Below are 16,475 nucleotides of genomic sequence, written 5' to 3'. Positions count from 1 at the left end.
AAGAAAGGCGGCCGAAGCCGCCATTACGCAGAAATTGGTACAGGTTTACCCTTCAGTCGCAGCGTGAACGATGCGGTAACAACACCAGCAGTTGATACGCTCCAGCTGTTTTGGCGGACTTCGGCCAGAAACGCATAACCATTTCCAGAAGGGAAAACCACTTTGACGGCGTGCAACGCATCTGTGTCATAAGCCGTACGCAACGTCTCCTGACCTTCTTCGTCTTTGCTCCAGTTGCCGGAAATCGTGACCTCTGCCGGCGCGGCAAGACCATTCGTCATTTCCTGTTCTTCAGAGCACAACGTGGTCACATCAATATCCGACTTCTGTCCGCCGGTATAACTGATTTCCTTAGTGGAACAGTTAATGCCCTGCCATGTGGCGCCAGCGGGGTTAGCTTCGGTGGCGGCGCTGGCAGACACACTGATCTGCGTACCCTGCGTTTTTTCATATTTACTCGTCATGGGTTTTCTCCAAATAAAAAACCCGCTCAATGGCGGGTTGGGATGGTGATGGTGTATGAGTTAGTCGACGAACTGTAGCTCTGCTGTAGCGCGGTACAATCCAGTATCAGGATCATTCCCATGCGTTAACATCTGGTTACCAGGACTGAGAGGCGACAATGCCGCGATGACCTCGCCGCGAATTTCCCGCGCCTGCGCGATGGTTTTCGCGTAAATATCAAACTGAACGGATGATGTCGTTTCTGCCGGACCGCACAGCACATCGGCTGACGGTTGAGACACGAACGAGAAGACTACCCACGGCGGTGAAATGGCTGGCTCACCCTCGCTGTTCAGCGGGACGACATACGGATAAACATTGCCGCCCGCCAGCGCGGAGATTAACGGGTAAATGTCGGTTTCGGTCATTTACTCAATACCTCGTCGATAGCGCGATTAGCTTGCGCAATGGCGGCATTCGCGGCCTCTTCTTGCCTTGTGTCGAACGCCGGGCGAACAAATGGATGTGCAGGGGCCTTGGCCGTACCCATTTCAACGAATCTCCAGTAAAACGAATTACGCGGATTGCTGGCTTTCATTTTGTTGTCACTGTTCCCGGTATTCGGGTTAACGCCGCGAATATGCACGCCGGATGAGATTTCGCCGCGGCGCCGTGACTTCTGGGTCAGCACCACAACGTTTTTACTCATTTTCCCGGTGCGAACAGGAGCTCGGGCAATAACCTCTTCTTTCAGAACATCAGCTCCAGCGCGAGTCGCATCACGCAAAACCTTGTTGTTTTCCGCTCTGCTGAGGGTTTCCAAATCCTTAGCGATATCGTTCAGTCCGGAAAAATCGAGGCCAAAATCAATCACGTTTCACCCCCTGTTTACACAATATTTCCAGCCGGGTGCTTTTGCCGTCCGGGATCGGCGGGCCGATAATATCCAGTGTTAAGTCTTTGAATGGTCCATTGAGACACAGCAGACGGGATACAGCGGACACATCACGACGAAATCGCATCCATACGCGAATTGTTGCCTCGGCAGATACTGCGCCAGAGGCAACCAGTTCACGGCCACTGATAGGAGCGACCTCGGCCCAAACTGTCGCACCATCACTCCACGTCTCGATCGGCTGACCGCCAGCATCTCGGGTTGTTGTGAAGTTCTGAATGGTGACGCGGTGGCGTAGTCTTCCGGCTTTCATGTGCCTGGCCCCCACCTGTAATCATCCAACAGACTATAAAATCCCATTGGTATTTCGCTCAGTTGCCCCTCTCTCGCCTGTTCCCGGTTTTCGTACCAGTGACCAACCGCCAGCATGATCGCCAACTTTACGCTTGCATTAATCACCATGCCTTTGTCGGCATCTTCTGGCACAGATTCGTCGAATAACGGAAGATTAAGGTACTTTTCCGCCTTGTCCCTAGCCGCCTCGGCGTAAATAGTAAGTAAAACATCATCCGCCCCTTCATCAACATCAATCCGGCACTGCGCCCGCAGTTCTTCGAGTGAGGGGATCATATTAATCTCCAAAGAAAACCCGACGAATCGGGTTATTTTTTACTTTTCTTGGCCTCTGGCTGCTCTGGCTGCTCTGGCTGCTCTGGCTGCTCTGGCTGCTCTGGCTGCTCTGGCTGCTCTGGCTGCTGACCAGCATTATGTTGATTGCCGTCTTCGTCAACAATACCCAACTGCTCGGCAATCTCTACCACGCGGGCCGGTAAACCATCGTATTCGCCAGCCTTGAATGTCTTAACGCTGATCCCATCCGGCGACCACTTAATGTCTTTCAGTAACTTAATCATGCCGTTCTCCGAAAACAGGGGCCGAAGCCCCTTTGATTATGCCGCGCCGATCTGCATCAGTTTGATGGCATTCGAGTCAGTCAACATTCCGCCTGTGCGCTTGGTGGTATAAAAACCGACATACGGCTTGTTGGTATACGGGTCGCGCAAGATGCGAGTGCCGATACGGTCAACAATGGTGTAACCGCGTTTGAAGTTACCGAATGCAATCGCCTTGGCATCTGCCGCAACATCCGGCATCTGTTCGTTTTCAGCAATGCCGTAACCAACCAGCGTGGACGGCTGATCAAGCTCCAGACCAGGGCGCCACAAATAGTTACCTTCGCTGTCTTTCAGAATGCGTGCCTGAAATAACGTATTGTTGTTCAGCATGAACTTGGCGCCAGTGCGATGCACTTTGCGCAGCGTGTACACCAACTTAATGATTGCGTCGGCGGTCACGCCAGCGGCAGCACCAGACTGGATGTGCTGCAACGTACCAAAGGCGCGGGTTTTGTCGTCGTCCACCGCAGACGTATAGGCCAGAAACCCCTTTGGTTTCTTCTCGCCATTGCCGCCCGTAAACGCGACTTCTTCCTGTTCTGCGAATTCCAGCGCCAACTCACTGTTAATCCATGACTCGACATCGAAAAATCCGTCATCCAGCATCGTTTGGGTAGCTTGCGGGTTACCGTAGATTTCCCCCATGAATGGGGTGATCTGTGCCAGTTTCGGCGTATCGGTTGCGGGACGGGCATCAGTTTCACCCACCCACCCGGATGCAGCGCCATGCAGGTTCACCAGTTTCTTATAATCACTGGTGCCTACCGTAATGATTGAGGCTTCCTGACGCATCACTACTGCATCTTTCAGGATATCCAGCAAAGTGCGATCCAGTTCTTCCGGTACGGCATAACCACCGTCTGCATCAACGCCGGTCTGTAAGGCTTTTTGTTCCAATTCGCGCAGTCCGTCTTCTGAGCCCTTACGGATAAATTGCAAGAACGCGGTTTTGTGCTCAGAAACCGCCTTGCTTTGTGTACCGCCGCCCGGACGTTTAACTGCTTTCAACTCTTCTTCCAGAGAGGATTTCAGCGCATCCAGTTCAGCCAGTTTGCCGTTGAGAGTTTCGACTTCACCCGCCAGCTTGCCTTTTTCCTGCTCTACAGCATCAATGCGCTTGTCGTTTTTTTCCTTGAACTCATCGAATTTCTTCTGCAAGTCCTGCGCGACCTGTTCAACGTCTTTAATATCTACTGACATAATGTACTCCGGATTAAAAATTAAGGGATTTCAGTGCATTCAATGCAGAGCCCACGCCATCAACTTCACGCTGAGACAGGGCGCCATAGCCACCAGACATAAAGGCTTTAGCCTGGGTGCGGGAGAGCCCAACATCGCGCAGGACTCGTTCAATACTTTTCTGTGTCGGGGTTTCACCGCGGGCCAGCGCTGACTTAACATCGCTGACACGGGCTTCATCGTTTGACGGGAACGTAACCGGGCTGACTTCCCAAAGATCGATTTCCTTTAACAGAAACGCCCCTTTATCCCGGTCATACTCCCAATCCTTAAGCTGATATCCAATAGAAAGGCCGGTTAAAGAACCGGCCTTCATGTGGGCGTGAGCACGTTTTGCCAGGGGATCGTCGTCGATAAGCAGCCTCCCTTTAATAAACAGTCCCACTTCGTCCTCTTTCATTTCTGTATAGATACCGATCGGCTCATCGGTATGGTGTTGCCATAACATGGCCGGTAATGAGCCCTTTTCATTCCACGCCTGTAATGATCCCGTGAATGCTCCCGGCATAACGATGTCGTCATAGCTATCTTTGACGCCGAAAACAGAGCCGTAACCCTCAAACTCGCCGGAATCGCTGACGGCCTTGATTTTTAAAGGGACATCAAGACGCTGTTTTGTCATCGTCATTATTATTTTCCTCTGTTGCCCCCTGCTTATCGCTGGCAGACGGCTTGGTTGTCATGTTCATAGGGGTTAGATAGACATCACCTCCGGGGCGAGGATTGCGATCTTCCAGCTCCAGGCAGTCGTTTGGCGAGTACATACCCCAGTTTATTGCCGTGGCGTATGCCTCAAAACGGGATTTCATATCCCCACGCAGCAACGCGCCAGTATTAAACTTGGCGTAAAACGTACCCTGCTTCGACTCCCGCACCAGTCCTGTGTTAATCCTCTGCTCAATGCGCGTCAGATACGGCACAAGGCTGTAATTGATAAAGCCGATACCCAGATTTTCTACATTGCTGAAAGTGGCCCGATCGGTGTTTTGCACCATATGCATGGGAACACGGAACAGCCGGCAAATTTCCTCAAGCTGGAATTTTCGTGTTTCAAGAAACTGGCTGTCTTCGGAACTCAACGCCATCGATTTCCAGTCAAGGCCCATTTCTAGGATCATCGGACGGTGAGCGTTGCCCAGCCCGGTATGTCGATCTTCAAAATCATTTTTCAATCGGGCGTACGCTGCATCGGTCAACACTTGATCGGTTCGCAGAACGCCGGACGTTACTGCGCCATTCTTGAATAAACGGGAACCGTGCTCTTCGGTTGCCAGTCCAAGCGATATCGCCTCACGCGCATACGCTATTGGGTTTAGCCCCACCAGCCCATCCAGCGTCAGTATGCGGACATGCCAGATATCATCTTGTCCCAACACATCAGATTTCCCATCAGGGAAGGTAACCTGATAAACCGGTTGCCAATTACTATCCAGCTTTGGCTGAACACAACCGGGATCGAGCGGCAATAACTCCACCACCTCACCTAGCGCCTTGACTTTATAAGCGTAAAAATTACCCCGCAGACAAAGGCACGTGATAAGTAACTCCCAAAATTCTTGTGGAGTCATATAATCGTTAGGCTTCAGGGATAGCAGCTTGAATAACCGTTCCTTTGTGGCTTTTTCTTTCCCTTTATCTGTTGCCTTATACAAATTACAGGGCAACATGCCGATTGATTCCGCCAGCACGCGGACGCAGCCGAAAACAGCTGTCAGTCTCATGGCTTTCTGACTGCCGATCTTCAGTCCGGTGTAAGTGTCATATGTCAGCCCCGCCATTTCAGCTAGTTCGGCGGGAGTGGTAATCGGCGTGCTGTCTGATTTTGCTGATTTAAACAGGTTCGGGAAAAACATTACTTACCTCTCTCACCACTATGAGCCTGAAAACCTGCCAGAGAGCGGGATACTAGCCATGACCAGAACAGGCAAAGACCGCCAGCAACCATGTATCCCAGCGCCGGATAAAGGAGCCAGGCACCGAATGACAGCAGCACGGCACCAATGATCCCTACAATTAGGGCCAATAACGTTAGAAACATAAGATTGTCGCCGTATGGCGCTCCATTACAGTGAGCGTATCCCGTGGGATTCGATACGATCGGAAAGGCTTTCTTCTTTGTTAAGCATCGCCCGGCCTATAGCCATGATTAAAGCCACTGCGCCATCGATTTTGTTTTCATCACCCTCTTTGGTAGGTCGCACAACATCATCACTGCCTGGGATTTGTTTTCCCACCACGTTGCTGATACACCATGTCATAACTGGGTTGCCGTCATGATGAAAACGCCCGGAGGCGATAGCCGCTTCCAGTTCTTTCATGGGAGAACTCATGTTGGTGTAGTTCTGAATGATGGTTATCGGATTAAGCCCTTCATCAGCCAGAGAGTGGGATATGCTGGTTGCACCATGAGGGTCTATCGGGGTACTCATTACCTTCACCGTCTCATTCATTGAGACGATATGTTCAAATATTTGACGATTATCAACCTCTGCGCCATCAGTGGATATGAGCCTCCCCATATTCACAAATTTTTGATAACGCTCGGCGGTACGTTTCAACTGAGGATCGGGAGAAAATACGGTTTCCTCTGGCACCCAGAACTGAGCACCTACACAGAAATAATGTGTACGCCCCTCTATAACGCGGGTAAATACCGGGCAAACACAGTTCAAATCCAGTTTTGATGCCAGGTCGATACCTAAATGGCTTTCTTCTCCATAGAAATCGCCAATTTTTAATGATGTGTTAGCGCATCCCTTCCATTTTTCCAGGTTGAAATAGGCTGATTTTGCTGAAACCCAAAGATTAAAATGCTTGGTTTTAATCTTGTTTGTCTGTGATGGAACATCGATCGCCAGCCGCTGTTGCGCCAGCAGATAATCTTCTTCAACCGACACACCCATATTAGGGTTTGCTTTGGCCAACGCTTCGGGTTTGGTCCAGTCGTCTCCATCATCCAGCGTGTAGATAATGCCGAACAGCTCTTCATTGGGAAGAATACCGTCCAGCATTTCCGTTACCTGGCGACGTTTTTCATAGCACGGGCATTCCAGCGTAAACCCCGCGGTGGTAATAATCCATGCCAGCGGCTGCGCCCTCGCCCCCATACCCGTAGTCATCGTGGTGTATAGGGTATCTGTCGCATGTTCATGGTATTCATCAATCAATGCGCAGGATGGCGAGTCACCGTCACCCGGATCGCCGATAATCGGTTCAAATACCGATCCGTCCGGGCGAGTCATTTTCTTGGCCCAGGGTTTTACCTGAAACCGCTTACGCAGATTAGGGAGTTTTTGAGCCATCAGTAGCGCGGGACGGAACACCTTCCACGCTTGACGCTCGGTTGTTGCACCGCAATACACCTCCGCACCGTATTCATCATCCGCACAAAACATAAACGTGCCGACACCAGCAGCGAATAGGGATTTACCATTTTTACGGGGAACTTCTGTATACGCCTCACGAAACCGGCGCATCTTATTTTTTTTCTTAACCCAACCAAACACCATACAGAAAATAAACTGCTGCCACGGCTCCAGCGTGATCTTTAATTTCTGTTTAGCCCACTTGCCACTTGTATGAGGCAATCTTTGGATAAATCGGCATGCTCGTTCAGCTTTGTCTCTGTCAAAACGATAGGGCCAATCTTTATTTTTTGCTTTTTCGATATCATTGAAGTGTCGCTGGCAAGCTGCGATCACATATTTGCAGGCGGGGATTTTTCCATTAATGACCTCCCGCGCGTATTGCTGGGCGGCATTCACGTTCGGGTATGAGGCCATAGTTAAAACTCATCGAATTCATTCTCTTCTTCGTCGCCGTCCTTGCCGCCAATCATTCTTATACGGCTGAGTGGATCAAGGCCGAGTAAAGAGCCCAGGCGGGCCAACTGTGAAACACAATCATTACGCACGGCCACGGCTGGATGTTTTTTTAATCCGCCAGATCCCCCCAAATCCGTCAGCCCCTTATTTTCCAAATCGCGTTCGGCGGCAGCGGCAATAACTTTTTCAGCAGTGATCATCAGATGAAATGAATTGCAGTATGCAAGCAACAGCGGCGCATCCTCTAATTCAAAAGTACCTCGCTCTATCAGAATTTTGCTTTGCGTTTTCCATATCCTGATCGCGGTATCACTCATCAAGTCGGGAGGCGGAGATATTCGCGTGAGTCCGCTCTTATTTTTTGTCGTGGTCTTGCGTTTTCTGCCCCCACCAGCCGCTCTCATTGCTGTTCCCATGGGAGCACCTCAAATGTTAAAAGTTATCGAAAAAAAATTCCTTATTTCGGACGCATAAAAATCTGACCTAGGCAGCGGTACTATGGCGCCTGGGCTGTAGAGATTTGACCCGCCCCTCCCCTGATGAGAATGACTTTCATTTGAATCATTCACGCCCTGTTTTGGTGCGGTGACACGGCCAGCACAGGCTTTCGAGGTTTGAATCATCATCCGTGCCACCGTGTGCCTTTGGTTTGATATGGTCAACCGTGGTAGCTGCCACCGCCCGGCCCTTGCGTAAACATTCCTGGCACAGATGATTGTCACGCTTCAGTATGCGAGCGCGTCTTATCGTCCAGTCGTTACCATAGCCGCGCTCGTGCCTGCTCTTGCCTTGTTGATGGTTCTCCCATCCAGTGTTACGGTGTTGTTCGCAGTAGCCTGAACGTTCGGTGGTTGTGTTGCTACAGCCGTGTTTTCGACATGATCGAGGGATTCGTGCTGGCATTATTGTCACCAATAAATTCGATTTAACTAATGTCACTACCCAGCAAATAAGGATTACACATGCAATCAAATACAGAAGCCATTTTAGTTCTTGCCAAGGCATATTGTGGCGCAGAGTACAAATTAGCTGAACTTCGTAACGCTGGCGGACTTGAAAATGACTACACCATGACGGTCACAAAAAGAGCTAAATGCATTATCGATAAAACAGCCCCGATAATTGAAGATAAGGGATATGACATAAAAATGTATGTCATACAAAGTTTAGATCCTCAAAAGAAACACCCCATCTTAAGCGACAATCCTATTTACCAAAGAGGTGAGGGATATTTTTCTTTTTTTGGGGGCGGCATCGTCTTTAAAGATAAAAATGATTCGTCGAAAATTATTGAAATAAAGAAAGATATCGCAAGGTTTCAAGCTGACGAATTCCAGGCTGAAGACTCATTCGCCATTCTTTCCGGAAAAATTGAAGAAACGATAAAATCCTTGAAGTAGCCACATTATTCAGCCGCTTGGGGTTCACGATATGGCCCCTTGATTAATACTCGGTTATTTCAAACACTGCTCACGGACGTATTGCTGCAATCCGGTCAGTTGCCTTGTGATGGTTTCGATTCGCTCTCTGAGAGTGAAATAATCCCGTTCAGCGGTGTCAGTAAGTCGGGCGCCGGTTGCATCATCCACGCCGGGGGTGGCGGCGGCTTGCTTGATGACGTTGACGCGCAGCCCGCACTTGCCAGCAGCAACACAGCGCTGCAAATCAGCCAGCTTGTTTTTAGCATCTGCGAGTTCTCCGGTGTATTTGGCATCAAGCGTTGCAACATCACGCTGACGGGTTTGCATGTCGCTGATTGTGTCATTAGCCAGCTTCAAATCGTGATCGGCTTTACTGTATGCGCCATAGTAGTAGTAGACGCCGAATGACAGCACAGCAATGAGCGCAAGCAGAACGGCGATTACTGTAGTCCTGACAGACATAGCTCACGCTCCTTCTCACGCCGGATCTCTAACCCGCGTAAGGGCTGGAATTTTCCATTCACTACAGCGTTTTTGAAATCGGGGAGATGGTTGCACATATTCACCCAATTGCCGGTTTGCGCCCATTTATGAATAGACGTCTCGACGCGCTTTTTCTGTGCGGAGCTGTAGTATGTGCGCAGCGTTGGACAGCCCATATTGAATGCGGCGCTAGTCATTCCGCTAAATGCATTAATCGGCATATCGTCGCCACGGAAATATCGACGGATGCATTTCTCTGCGTCCAGAATATTTCGTTCCCAATCGCGATAAATCTGCTCGTCAGTCTTCCCAGCGTAAACGTCATGTGTGTTACCCAGGCCGTCAGTTAATTTACCTGCAGGACAGTAATACGGGTCTCGACGGCATTGTTCAGCGTTGCCGATAATCTCTAATCCCGCTTTGTTGGTTTTGACATTACCCCAAGACAGCACGGTAGAAATGGCGATCACTACTGAACAAACGACGCCAGCGGCAATCTTGCGTTTACTCATCATGCACCACCTGATCTCAACTGAAATTCCTTGCGTCGGTAGTACCAGTTGACAGCAAACGTTCCCGCGGTACAGATGATGCCGACGATGATTGCCCAATCGCTGAGTGTTAATCCGGAAATTGTTTCAACTATCAACCAAGATCCGCTTGGGCTTGTTGCGGCGGAATACGTCTTTTCTGACACGCCAGCGCCAGTTAACCCAGCGCCTGTTCCGTACGATAATCTGCTGTATATCGTGCTCATTCGTCTCATGACCTCACCTCCGCTGTACGGGGCGCTGTGTGTGATTTACGGGAAAAGAAAAAGGCCCACCGAAGTGAGCCAGAGTTAGTTAATATGAAATAATCGTTGCGTGACAAGCAACACCTGATATAATGTTTCGCATGACGCAACAGCGGGAAAGCTATTAATGATTAAAAGCTTCAAGCACAAAGGGTTGCGTCAGTTCTTCGAAAAAGGCTCCACCGCAGGAATAGATGCAAAACAAGCTGGGAAAATCAGGCTTCGTCTCGCGGTTATTGATGCAGCGGAAGAGATAAAGGATATTGACCGCCCTGGCTACAGTCTCCACTCGTTAACCGGAGACAAAAAAGGACAATGGTCCATAACCGTTACAGGGAACTGGCGCATTACATTTGAATTTATCGATGGGAATGCCTACATCGTTAATTATGAGGATTACCACTGATGACTATGCATAACCCCCCGCATCCGGGGGAAATCATTGCCGAAACCCTAGAAGAATTGGGCGTAAGCATCAGAGAACTAGCCAGGGCACTCGGTGTAGCGCCTTCCACTGTACAACGTCTTGTTGCGGGCAATGCTGCTATCAGTCCTGAAATGGCAGTAAAGCTGTCTACTGTTCTGGGTAGTTCGGCGAAGTTTTGGCTAAACCTTCAGGACAATTACAGTCTATGGGTAGCTCAGCATACCGTTGACACGTCAACCTTGCACAAACTTGTTGCCGCATGATAAGAGGCCACTACGGTGGCCTTCATGTAATTACAGGATGCTCTAAAATTTCTTTTTCCGTTTGATTAAATCTTTCCGCTTCCAGTTCCACGCCGATCACACTACGTCCCAGCGCTATCGCTTCTTTAACTGTTGATCCAGAACCCATAAAGAAATCAGCTATCACATCACCTGGCCGACTGCTTGCCGCGATAATGTCCCGCATCATTTCTGCGGGCTTTTCGCAAGGATGTTTCCCTGGGTAAAACTGTACAGGCGGATAGGTCCACACGTCGGTGTATGGAACCAGCGTTGAAACAGAGAATGGCCGGCGCAGGCTTTCATATTCGGCCACCAGCTCAGAGTATCGGCGCGATAGTGCCGCGTAATCATCCACCAGCGTATTGTGCGTCTTATTAAGCTGATTACGTTGTTGCCGTTCTACCGCAATGAGGGAAAACAGGCTCTGTAATTTCTCATAATCCGTTTTGCTGGGTAATTGCCATTGGCTATCGCTGAACCAGTGTGACGCCATTTGCTTGCCCGTCGCGGCGTTAATATCCTTTGATGAGACTTTCAATGCTGTGCGGGCATCCCTGAAATAATCAATCAGCGGGCGAAACACATCGCGCTTTAACTCAGTACATTTAACCACGTATCCGTCTGCTTTTGGCCTACGCGGGCCTGCATAGTGCTGAGCAAACAAAATTCGCTCTGTTGCCGGGAAGTATGAGCGCAAGTCTTCTTTATGACATCCGTTCCAGCGGCCAGACGGTTTCGCCCAAATGATGTGATTCAGCACGTCGAACCGCTCACGCATGAGTAGTTCAATATTTGCGGCCAAATGCCACCCGCAAAACAGGTACAGGCTACCCGCTGGTTTCAGTACCCGCCAGAATTCCGCAAACATTGTGTCGAGCCACTGTAGGTACTCTTCTGCATTTTTCCACTGATTATCCCAGGCATTTGGCTTCACCCTATAATACGGCGGGTCGGTTGCAATCAGGTCAATACAGTTATCCGGCAGGGTTTTGATGAATTCAAGAGAGTCAGCGTTAACAAGGTTAATACTGTTTAAATCTACAGTATTTTTCATAGATCATAAGCACCGTTTTTGGTAGGCTCGATCCGCTTTGTGCACTAAAGCGTGGGCCTCGGTTCGCTTGTGACCTTTCCGCATGAGTGAATGATCGGCTGGGTGCTGCTAACACTCTCCGGTCGCCCATTTCTCACAGCAATAAAAAACCCCGTTTAAAAACGAGGTCTTGAAATAGGTAAGCCGCTTAACACCGCGACCACTCTTATCACAATAGTACATATTTTGCGTAACGCACTAATACTATTTCACCGGTTCGATAATATTTTTTCGCTCGGTGTACGGGTCCATCTCAAGACGGACATTTAGCATCGAAAGACACCCATCAATAAACCCCTCGGCCATTTGAATCTTTATGCGGATCATCCCTTCTGACACTTTATGTTTCCGGGCTAGCCCTCTTTTGGGAATACCCTTTACATAATGATCTTCCAATAGCTCATGCTCGTCTGGCCGCTTCTGTTGTAGCCTTCCAACGCACGAATCAATAATCATTGCGTCGTCATCACAGCAACTATCTGGGCTGGCGCTTTCTTTTAATAATCCATTAAAGCCAGCGGCGATTGGTGAAAAGTCGGTTTCTAATCTCTGGCGGGACCAAGCGCCCCACCGTTCTAATACCTGCTGAATATCACGCATTTTTATTCCCCCGATAAATAACTATCGCGCCGATGCCCAGCGCCCAATCCAGAAAACGAAACAGTAATTCCACTTGGTTGCCGTGCTCGGTTTCCCAGGTGTTTGTGTCTTTGTGTAATGCGTCATGGCAGTAACGGCACAGCGGGATAACAAACAGGTCGTGCGCCTTCGTTCCCATGCCTCCCTGACCGTGGCCGATGATGTGATGCGGGTCGTCTGCGCGATTTCCACAGGCACAGCACGCTTGAGTTTTTACCCAGCGCGTATATCTTTCGTGTTCCCAACGTTTCAGTTTCGGGCGCAGCATGAATCCTGCAGCTGGTTCTTCGTCGATGACCAACTTCAGGATGGGTTTAACCTTTGCGACTTTCTCGTCGAGTATTTCGTTTGCAGGGCGTTCCCATTCGATGTCACACTCACGTTGCGGGCCGGGTTGTTCTGTGACAATTGGCATGCGCAGGCTGACGCGGATAGCGTGGTCGGGGAGTAAGTCGGGGACACCTTTAAGGACAGCCCACCAGCTTATTTCCGGTTCAGTGAGCTGATGGCTGTCAGGGAAATAGAACCAACGGCGGGCAGACATTACGACATACTCCGCGATATTTTGTGCTACGTGACCTCGAACGCCATCAGTATTTTCACGCAGTTCATTATCGTGATGCCAGCACAGACGAATTGCACCATGCTCATATTCCAGAATTGTCGGCTGTTCGTGATGGTAGTCTCCGGCCCACTGGCAACCCACGCCTTGTTTCAGCCATGCAATCAGACCATCTTTTCCACCAGCGGCATCAAGTACGCGTTCATGCGTCAGAAACGGCATCCACTTATCGTTTATCAGCGACTGTTCCGCTTTCAGAACACCAGAGGGCTTGTCTTTCAGGTCTGACGTTGCAGAATCCACAACGATGCGTTGCCGAAACATAGGGAGTAAATCGCGGCCTGGACGCAATATAACCTGCCCCAGTTCAGGGACGACAACCGGGTTTAGCAGTAATTTCATTGAACACCGCCCCGGTAAAAAGTTTGTTCATAGACGTCTCGACCTTCTGTCAGTAAATCGTTGAAGTCGCCAGACTTGGGCCACCGTACAGATACCCGCTGAATATCGTTTTTTGTCAGCAGATTGGCGTTGGCGCATAGGAAAGCGGCAGCGTGGCCAGCTGCGTTGTTGTCCATGTCGGCAAAAATGATTAAGTGCGTGACGCCACGCGGGGCGCGGAACTTCTTCATGAAATTGGTGTTCAGTACCGCCCAGGTGTTGCAGCCCGTTATCTGATGGCATGACAGCGCCGTTTCTATGCCCTCAGCGATGCCCAGCGTTGTCGATACGGGAAACATGCGGATGGCCACTGAGTTGGCGTGTTCCAGATAGTTATCCTCTTGCAGCTTCATCAGCTTTTTCTGTGATGTGCCGATGTCCGCCTTTTTGTCACCGTCCAGCAGTGTACGGTGCAGGTAACACAACGTCCCCTTGTCATCAGTGGCAAGAGAGTAAATAGCCTGGAATGTTTTCCCCGCGGCTCGCTGGGTGTCGCAATAACGCACGGCATCGGTGGGCAAGCTGGTAATGCCACGGTTCAGCAGGTATTTAGCGGCGTCAGTGCTGCGCAATGGGGTTAATGTTGGGAATTTGCGTATAACCTTTTCCCGGCTAGCCGTTGTCTGGCTCTTTGGCGGCGCTTCATCGCTACGCGTAAACACGTTACCGATAAGACGATCGACTTCCGGCGCCAGCGTCTTGAAATCCTTTCCCGTGGCTTTAGTCAGCATTGACCAGCCATCGCCCGATCCACAGACGCAGATGTACGAGCCGGTGCCGTTCTTGTCGTCAATACGGAGTTTGCCGCGGCGACCACACAGCGGGCATTCCCCCTTAAAATGGTTTTTCCCCGTCACTGGGGGTAACCCATAGTATTCGAATATTTCCGGCCAACGCCCGATAGCCGCTTTTGCTGTGTTCATGCTGCTTTCTCTTGTTTATGTGCTTTTTCCTGCGCCTTGGCATAGGCAATGCGCAGCGATTTGATGTAATTCATGACTTCAGGCGTAGTCTCCATAGGGGTGCGGTGTAACCCTTTAGGCCAGACGCCGAATTTCTTGCGATATGTATGGGAGCACCAGCCATCACTGACCGGCTTGCCTTGTGTACTGCGGATGCGCTGATAGAAGAGAATCTGTGACCACCACGCCTGCTTCATTTCTGCTGTGAACTTCTCTTTGGTTTTGCTGACTTTTGTCAGGCCGCGACTCCTGTCGGTATCCACATCCTCACCGGACAGCGGTTTAAAGCCGCATTTGGGGCAAATGTAGATACCGGCAGGTTTCACGTAATGGCATGAGGGGCATTCTTTCGGCAGGCGTTCTTGCTGGTCTGGTTTTGACGCGTTGACCGGGACGTCTTCCATGCCGTCAGAACTGGAGAGTAAGCCGTCATATTCGATATCGTCGGGATAGCCCAGCTTGTGCACGGTTCCAGAGTGATCGAATATCAGGCAGTAATCTTTACCGGGCGCAGTACGCAGGCCGCGCCCCAGGCATTGAATCCAGCGAATCTCTGATTTGGTGGGGCGCCCGTAGATGATGCAGCGCACGTCACTGTCGAACCCGGCAACCAGTACGCCAACGTTGATAATGATTTTCGTGATGCCCTGTTCAAAGCGGCGGATAGTCAGTTGGCGTTCGTCGTGAGGTGTTTTCGCCGTCATGATTTCAGCAGCGACACCAACGCGGTTAAATTCGACAGCAACAAAATTCGCGTGTGCGACGTCAACGCAGAAACACACGGTCTGTCGGTTCTGCCCATTCTCCAGCCAGTTCTGAACAATATCCCCTACCAGTTTGGCTTCGCTCATCATTCTGGATAATTGGGTTTCGTTGTAATCAGAGCCGTAGTCGCTGTTGCCTACGGTTTTAACGCTGCTCAGGTCTGGCGTTGATGGGGCGTAAAATTCGTACTTGCTCAGTGCGCCGATCTCGATCAACTCTTTCATCGTCGTCGGCTTGATCAGGCGCTGGTAATAATTACCCAGGAACTTAGCGAACGGCGTACCAGACAGCCCGATCACTTTCGTCGCGGTGTTTTGAGCCAGGTGTTCAATCGTCTCCAAAATCTTTTTGCGCTTCAGATGCGCTTCGTCGATAAACAACAGGTCGATGTTGTCCGGGAATTCGCGGCGGATCAGCGTGTCGGCTGAGGCGATTTGAATCAGGCGTTGCGGATCATACGCAGGGTGACCACGCCAAACGTAACCAATCTCATCAGCGGGGAGACCGTACTCAACGAAACGGCTTGCCGTCTGGTCTAACAGGACAGTGTACGGAGCCACAAACATTACGCGCATAGAGCGACTAACCAGCCCATCAGTGATAAACGCTGCCAGTCCGGTTTTGCCGCTACCGACCGGGCTGTAAATCATGAAACTGGCCGTTGTCTTCCAGTTCTGGCGCAGCGCGTTCAATGCCCTGCCCTGCGCTAAATTTGGCGTAATGTTCAGCATTTTCTGTTTTTCACCTCACCACTGTATAAATAACCACACCCGGCAATTCACTGATCGATCTCTTTAAGATCATCCCTCTTTGGTAGTGCTGTTCCTTCCCCCTCACCCCAACCCGATCACCCCCCTTTCCCCCCTCTTACCCTTCCCCGCTCCCCCGTATAAAAAAAACACCGGTACAAAATTCATGCTGCTACCCTCGCTTGTGACGCCAGCGGCGGCGGGGATGTGAATCCCTGATTGGCTCTTGAGAACCGCTCGACATACAGCCGCAGGCGCGTATTTGCCGCCCTGCGCCCTGCATTTTCCTGCCGATACGAAACCGGCTCGGCGTCGAATGCGGCTTGGTACACCTCCGCGTAGGCATGCGCGATTTTTACCCGCTGCGCGGTCGGTAACTGGCGTAACGTTTCCTGAATCCAAGCGGCATCCTCACGGCAATACGCGACTGGCATAACAGGTTTCACATAGTTGAATGCGTCCATCTGGCACCTCCGAAAATCAAACGGTTGTGTT

The 16,475-nt window shown here is 50.5% G+C and carries 25 protein-coding genes; 4 read left to right on the top strand and 21 right to left on the bottom strand.

Going from position 1 to position 16,475, the window contains the following annotated elements:
- Positions 1-23 precede the first annotated feature (23 nt).
- From ACN28R_RS23790 to ACN28R_RS23735, 12 genes are all read right to left on the bottom strand, one after another.
- On the bottom strand, positions 24-464 hold the full coding sequence (locus tag ACN28R_RS23790; protein WP_095833815.1) for a phage tail tube protein: 441 nt from the start codon (positions 462-464) through the stop codon (positions 24-26).
- Between the two features lie 60 nt (positions 465-524).
- Entirely contained in the window at positions 525-872 is a 348-nt protein-coding gene (gene gp17, locus ACN28R_RS23785) for a tail completion protein gp17 (protein ID WP_095835684.1), read from the bottom strand.
- Positions 869-1,318 carry an HK97-gp10 family putative phage morphogenesis protein gene (locus ACN28R_RS23780; protein WP_095835683.1) on the bottom strand — a complete coding sequence of 150 codons (450 nt, stop codon included), beginning with the start codon at positions 1,316-1,318 and terminating at the stop codon, positions 869-871. Before ACN28R_RS23780 ends, gp17 begins: the two co-directional genes overlap by 4 nt.
- Positions 1,311-1,652, bottom strand: a complete 342-nt coding sequence (locus ACN28R_RS23775; RefSeq protein ID WP_095835682.1) for a phage head closure protein — start codon at positions 1,650-1,652, stop codon at positions 1,311-1,313. The genes ACN28R_RS23780 and ACN28R_RS23775 overlap by 8 nt, the downstream gene beginning before the upstream one ends.
- Entirely contained in the window at positions 1,649-1,969 is a 321-nt protein-coding gene (locus ACN28R_RS23770) for a head-tail connector protein (RefSeq protein WP_095835681.1), read from the bottom strand. Before ACN28R_RS23770 ends, ACN28R_RS23775 begins: the two co-directional genes overlap by 4 nt.
- Before the next feature lie 32 nt (positions 1,970-2,001).
- Positions 2,002-2,253 (bottom strand): hypothetical protein, encoded by a 252-nt coding sequence (locus ACN28R_RS23765; RefSeq protein WP_145957993.1) that lies wholly within the window; start codon positions 2,251-2,253, stop codon positions 2,002-2,004.
- A 36-nt stretch (positions 2,254-2,289) separates the two neighbouring features.
- Positions 2,290-3,495: a phage major capsid protein gene (locus ACN28R_RS23760; protein ID WP_095835680.1), complete on the bottom strand. Its 1,206-nt coding sequence runs from the start codon at positions 3,493-3,495 to the stop codon at positions 2,290-2,292.
- Between the two features lie 13 nt (positions 3,496-3,508).
- Positions 3,509-4,162, bottom strand: a complete 654-nt coding sequence (locus tag ACN28R_RS23755) for an HK97 family phage prohead protease (protein ID WP_095835679.1) — start codon at positions 4,160-4,162, stop codon at positions 3,509-3,511.
- The gene (locus ACN28R_RS23750) at positions 4,137-5,387 is read right to left on the bottom strand and encodes a phage portal protein (RefSeq protein ID WP_095835678.1); all 1,251 of its coding nucleotides are present in this window, start codon (positions 5,385-5,387) and stop codon (positions 4,137-4,139) included. The genes ACN28R_RS23755 and ACN28R_RS23750 overlap by 26 nt, the downstream gene beginning before the upstream one ends.
- A gap of 210 nt (positions 5,388-5,597) precedes the next feature.
- The gene (locus tag ACN28R_RS23745; RefSeq protein ID WP_095835676.1) at positions 5,598-7,316 is read right to left on the bottom strand and encodes a terminase large subunit; all 1,719 of its coding nucleotides are present in this window, start codon (positions 7,314-7,316) and stop codon (positions 5,598-5,600) included.
- A 2-nt stretch (positions 7,317-7,318) separates the two neighbouring features.
- Positions 7,319-7,774: a phage terminase small subunit P27 family gene (locus ACN28R_RS23740; protein WP_095835675.1), complete on the bottom strand. Its 456-nt coding sequence runs from the start codon at positions 7,772-7,774 to the stop codon at positions 7,319-7,321.
- 145 nt (positions 7,775-7,919) lie between these two features.
- Positions 7,920-8,261 carry an HNH endonuclease gene (locus ACN28R_RS23735; protein WP_095835674.1) on the bottom strand — a complete coding sequence of 114 codons (342 nt, stop codon included), beginning with the start codon at positions 8,259-8,261 and terminating at the stop codon, positions 7,920-7,922.
- Positions 8,262-8,320: 59 nt separating this feature from the next.
- Here ACN28R_RS23735 and ACN28R_RS23730 point away from each other — a divergent pair, with 59 nt between their 5' ends.
- Positions 8,321-8,758 (top strand): hypothetical protein, encoded by a 438-nt coding sequence (locus ACN28R_RS23730; protein ID WP_095835673.1) that lies wholly within the window; start codon positions 8,321-8,323, stop codon positions 8,756-8,758.
- Positions 8,759-8,812: 54 nt separating this feature from the next.
- On the opposite strand, the gene ACN28R_RS23725 is transcribed toward ACN28R_RS23730, so the two are convergent.
- Genes ACN28R_RS23725 through ACN28R_RS23715 form a run of 3 tightly spaced genes read right to left on the bottom strand, consistent with a single transcriptional unit; the run spans position 8,813 to position 9,911 of the window.
- The gene (locus ACN28R_RS23725; RefSeq protein ID WP_095835672.1) at positions 8,813-9,241 is read right to left on the bottom strand and encodes a lysis protein; all 429 of its coding nucleotides are present in this window, start codon (positions 9,239-9,241) and stop codon (positions 8,813-8,815) included.
- Positions 9,220-9,774 carry a lysozyme gene (locus ACN28R_RS23720; RefSeq protein ID WP_262987523.1) on the bottom strand — a complete coding sequence of 185 codons (555 nt, stop codon included), beginning with the start codon at positions 9,772-9,774 and terminating at the stop codon, positions 9,220-9,222. The genes ACN28R_RS23725 and ACN28R_RS23720 overlap by 22 nt, the downstream gene beginning before the upstream one ends.
- A complete protein-coding gene (locus tag ACN28R_RS23715) occupies positions 9,774-9,911 on the bottom strand; it encodes an HP1 family phage holin (RefSeq protein ID WP_236840263.1) in 138 nt (45 codons plus the stop codon). Before ACN28R_RS23715 ends, ACN28R_RS23720 begins: the two co-directional genes overlap by 1 nt.
- Here ACN28R_RS23715 and ACN28R_RS23710 point away from each other — a divergent pair.
- The 3 genes from ACN28R_RS23710 (at position 9,853) to ACN28R_RS23700 (ending at position 10,748) form a co-directional block, all read left to right on the top strand.
- Positions 9,853-10,107 carry a hypothetical protein gene (locus ACN28R_RS23710; RefSeq protein WP_236840265.1) on the top strand — a complete coding sequence of 85 codons (255 nt, stop codon included), beginning with the start codon at positions 9,853-9,855 and terminating at the stop codon, positions 10,105-10,107. The two genes, ACN28R_RS23715 and ACN28R_RS23710, sit on opposite strands and share 59 nt — an antisense overlap.
- A 78-nt stretch (positions 10,108-10,185) precedes the next feature.
- On the top strand, positions 10,186-10,464 hold the full coding sequence (locus ACN28R_RS23705; protein ID WP_095835669.1) for a type II toxin-antitoxin system RelE/ParE family toxin: 279 nt from the start codon (positions 10,186-10,188) through the stop codon (positions 10,462-10,464).
- Entirely contained in the window at positions 10,464-10,748 is a 285-nt protein-coding gene (locus ACN28R_RS23700; protein WP_095835668.1) for a HigA family addiction module antitoxin, read from the top strand. Before ACN28R_RS23705 ends, ACN28R_RS23700 begins: the two co-directional genes overlap by 1 nt.
- 22 nt (positions 10,749-10,770) lie before the next feature.
- Here the strand turns inward: ACN28R_RS23700 and ACN28R_RS23695 are convergent, their stop codons facing one another.
- From ACN28R_RS23695 to ACN28R_RS23670, 6 genes are all read right to left on the bottom strand, one after another.
- Positions 10,771-11,823, bottom strand: coding sequence for a DNA-methyltransferase (locus ACN28R_RS23695; protein ID WP_095835667.1), 1,053 nt, complete (start codon positions 11,821-11,823; stop codon positions 10,771-10,773).
- Between the two features lie 243 nt (positions 11,824-12,066).
- Positions 12,067-12,462 (bottom strand): antiterminator Q family protein, encoded by a 396-nt coding sequence (locus ACN28R_RS23690; RefSeq protein WP_095835666.1) that lies wholly within the window; start codon positions 12,460-12,462, stop codon positions 12,067-12,069.
- Positions 12,455-13,465 carry a DUF968 domain-containing protein gene (locus ACN28R_RS23685; RefSeq protein WP_095835665.1) on the bottom strand — a complete coding sequence of 337 codons (1,011 nt, stop codon included), beginning with the start codon at positions 13,463-13,465 and terminating at the stop codon, positions 12,455-12,457. Before ACN28R_RS23685 ends, ACN28R_RS23690 begins: the two co-directional genes overlap by 8 nt.
- Positions 13,462-14,427, bottom strand: coding sequence for a toprim domain-containing protein (locus tag ACN28R_RS23680; protein WP_095835664.1), 966 nt, complete (start codon positions 14,425-14,427; stop codon positions 13,462-13,464). Before ACN28R_RS23680 ends, ACN28R_RS23685 begins: the two co-directional genes overlap by 4 nt.
- Positions 14,424-15,962 carry a DEAD/DEAH box helicase gene (locus ACN28R_RS23675; protein ID WP_095835663.1) on the bottom strand — a complete coding sequence of 513 codons (1,539 nt, stop codon included), beginning with the start codon at positions 15,960-15,962 and terminating at the stop codon, positions 14,424-14,426. Before ACN28R_RS23675 ends, ACN28R_RS23680 begins: the two co-directional genes overlap by 4 nt.
- A 182-nt stretch (positions 15,963-16,144) precedes the next feature.
- On the bottom strand, positions 16,145-16,444 hold the full coding sequence (locus ACN28R_RS23670; RefSeq protein WP_095835662.1) for a hypothetical protein: 300 nt from the start codon (positions 16,442-16,444) through the stop codon (positions 16,145-16,147).
- Between the last annotated feature and the right edge of the window lie 31 nt (positions 16,445-16,475).

It is taken from the genome of Brenneria goodwinii (genome assembly GCF_002291445.1).
In the GTDB taxonomy this organism is placed as follows: domain Bacteria; phylum Pseudomonadota; class Gammaproteobacteria; order Enterobacterales; family Enterobacteriaceae; genus Brenneria; species Brenneria goodwinii.
This window is presented reverse-complemented; position numbering and strand designations above follow the sequence as displayed.

Excerpts from the sequence above, each read along its gene's own strand:
- ACN28R_RS23760 (WP_095835680.1), bottom strand. The coding sequence starts at position 3,495 with ATGTCAGTAGATATTAAAGACGTTGAACAGGTCGCGCAGGACTTGCAG.
- ACN28R_RS23735 (WP_095835674.1), bottom strand. The coding sequence starts at position 8,261 with ATGCCAGCACGAATCCCTCGATCATGTCGAAAACACGGCTGTAGCAAC.
- ACN28R_RS23680 (WP_095835664.1), bottom strand. The coding sequence starts at position 14,427 with ATGAACACAGCAAAAGCGGCTATCGGGCGTTGGCCGGAAATATTCGAA.
- ACN28R_RS23675 (WP_095835663.1), bottom strand. The coding sequence starts at position 15,962 with ATGCTGAACATTACGCCAAATTTAGCGCAGGGCAGGGCATTGAACGCG.
- ACN28R_RS23775 (WP_095835682.1), bottom strand. The coding sequence starts at position 1,652 with ATGAAAGCCGGAAGACTACGCCACCGCGTCACCATTCAGAACTTCACA.
- ACN28R_RS23730 (WP_095835673.1), top strand. The coding sequence starts at position 8,321 with ATGCAATCAAATACAGAAGCCATTTTAGTTCTTGCCAAGGCATATTGT.
- ACN28R_RS23740 (WP_095835675.1), bottom strand. The coding sequence starts at position 7,774 with ATGGGAACAGCAATGAGAGCGGCTGGTGGGGGCAGAAAACGCAAGACC.
- ACN28R_RS23745 (WP_095835676.1), bottom strand. The coding sequence starts at position 7,316 with ATGGCCTCATACCCGAACGTGAATGCCGCCCAGCAATACGCGCGGGAG.
- ACN28R_RS23695 (WP_095835667.1), bottom strand. The coding sequence starts at position 11,823 with ATGAAAAATACTGTAGATTTAAACAGTATTAACCTTGTTAACGCTGAC.
- ACN28R_RS23685 (WP_095835665.1), bottom strand. The coding sequence starts at position 13,465 with ATGAAATTACTGCTAAACCCGGTTGTCGTCCCTGAACTGGGGCAGGTT.
- ACN28R_RS23720 (WP_262987523.1), bottom strand. The coding sequence starts at position 9,774 with ATGAGTAAACGCAAGATTGCCGCTGGCGTCGTTTGTTCAGTAGTGATC.
- ACN28R_RS23750 (WP_095835678.1), bottom strand. The coding sequence starts at position 5,387 with ATGTTTTTCCCGAACCTGTTTAAATCAGCAAAATCAGACAGCACGCCG.
- ACN28R_RS23765 (WP_145957993.1), bottom strand. The coding sequence starts at position 2,253 with ATGATTAAGTTACTGAAAGACATTAAGTGGTCGCCGGATGGGATCAGC.
- ACN28R_RS23690 (WP_095835666.1), bottom strand. The coding sequence starts at position 12,462 with ATGCGTGATATTCAGCAGGTATTAGAACGGTGGGGCGCTTGGTCCCGC.
- ACN28R_RS23790 (WP_095833815.1), bottom strand. The coding sequence starts at position 464 with ATGACGAGTAAATATGAAAAAACGCAGGGTACGCAGATCAGTGTGTCT.
- ACN28R_RS23725 (WP_095835672.1), bottom strand. The coding sequence starts at position 9,241 with ATGTCTGTCAGGACTACAGTAATCGCCGTTCTGCTTGCGCTCATTGCT.
- ACN28R_RS23755 (WP_095835679.1), bottom strand. The coding sequence starts at position 4,162 with ATGACGATGACAAAACAGCGTCTTGATGTCCCTTTAAAAATCAAGGCC.
- gp17 (WP_095835684.1), bottom strand. The coding sequence starts at position 872 with ATGACCGAAACCGACATTTACCCGTTAATCTCCGCGCTGGCGGGCGGC.
- ACN28R_RS23710 (WP_236840265.1), top strand. The coding sequence starts at position 9,853 with ATGCCGACGATGATTGCCCAATCGCTGAGTGTTAATCCGGAAATTGTT.
- ACN28R_RS23670 (WP_095835662.1), bottom strand. The coding sequence starts at position 16,444 with ATGGACGCATTCAACTATGTGAAACCTGTTATGCCAGTCGCGTATTGC.
- ACN28R_RS23705 (WP_095835669.1), top strand. The coding sequence starts at position 10,186 with ATGATTAAAAGCTTCAAGCACAAAGGGTTGCGTCAGTTCTTCGAAAAA.
- ACN28R_RS23700 (WP_095835668.1), top strand. The coding sequence starts at position 10,464 with ATGACTATGCATAACCCCCCGCATCCGGGGGAAATCATTGCCGAAACC.
- ACN28R_RS23770 (WP_095835681.1), bottom strand. The coding sequence starts at position 1,969 with ATGATCCCCTCACTCGAAGAACTGCGGGCGCAGTGCCGGATTGATGTT.